This window comes from Mesorhizobium sp. M0040 (assembly GCF_040323505.1).
Lineage (GTDB): Bacteria > Pseudomonadota > Alphaproteobacteria > Rhizobiales > Rhizobiaceae > Mesorhizobium.
The window spans coordinates 1-1168 of sequence record NZ_JAMYVA010000135.1 but is presented as its reverse complement, the minus strand read 5'-3'; the positions used below and the strand labels follow the sequence as shown (position 1 = coordinate 1168).

Annotated in this window: 1 protein-coding gene; it reads right to left on the bottom strand. The window is 63.2% G+C overall.

Translation table 11 applies throughout. The features are described from left to right. Positions 1 to 7: 7 nt before the first annotated feature. Positions 8 to 1099: an ISAs1 family transposase gene (locus NKJ91_RS33620; RefSeq protein WP_352458930.1), complete on the bottom strand. Its 1092-nt coding sequence runs from the start codon at positions 1097 to 1099 to the stop codon at positions 8 to 10. Positions 1100 to 1168: the final 69 nt, after the last annotated feature.

The window sequence follows — 1168 nt, the reverse complement described above, 5'->3', positions numbered from 1 at the left end:
GGCAGGGCTATCGCATATGAGTGATGGCATTGATGAGATAGTCGTCGTTCCAGGCGCATTTCTTGATGCGATGGCTGATGGGAACTTTGGCAGCATCGGCGGCCTGAAGGATGTTTCTGGCGAGGCGATTGAGAAGGGCCGTGTTGGCGGGGGCATTGTCCTTGCGGGCACGGCTGAGATCCTCATCGAGATGGACATCGAGCATCCAATGCAGGCCGTTCTCGATCTGCCAATGAGCTCTAGTGAGGTCGAGCGCCCGCTGCGGCGACATGAGCGTGGAGGCCATGAACAGGCGCATCAACGGCTTGGCCTGATCGCGTCGGCTGGTGATGCGGATGAAGGCCAGGTGGCCGGGCATCAGCGGCTCGGCCGCCGCCACGATCTCGGCCTGCCGCCACTCGTTGCGGCCGTGGCTGGTCTCGGTCCGCTCGGCAATGGAAGGGGTGGCGTCGGCCAGTTGCAGGTTGGCACGGCGCAGCCAATGACGACGGTTGCCCTTCAGCGCAAGCAGGTAATCGCCACCTCTTTGGGTAATGGCCGCAGCCATGCGGGTGTGGCAGTGGAGCGCGTCGGCGGTGACCAATCTGCCCGTAAGATCAATGAGTTCGACGACTTTGAGCGCGGCCTCGACTTCGTTCTCACCATCGCTCGGCGAGACTGCCGCCAGGCACAGCCGGGTCTCGGCGGCGAAGGCCGACACCGTCAACGGCGGACTGGCTGCCAAGCCCTTCTCGTAGGCTCGCCGCAAAGCCTTGCCGTCAAGCGACACCACCTCGGGCGTCTCTCGGCTGGCTCGGGCGAAAGCTGCGGCAAAGGCAGCAAAGGCGCGACCAAAGGCCTCCGGGTCGAGCAGACGCAGCAGCCGCGAGAAGGTGTCGTGGCTGGGAGCTGCGTCATAGTCGATCAGCCGCGACAGCGCCTGCTTGCGCTCCTGCGCGAACAGGGCAAATTCCGTCGCATTGCTGGCGCCGCACAGGCTTGCTGCGATCATCATCACGATCAGGTCGCCAAGCCGGTGCGTGGCGTTGGGCGCGCGTGGATCAGGCACCGCGCCAAAGTAGCTCTCAAGGCAGGAAATGGCAGTCGCTCCTTCGCTCAACTGCCTCTCCAAAGAATCCTTTCTCAGCCTAAACTCAACCCCAAAATCGCCATATGCGATTCCCCTGCC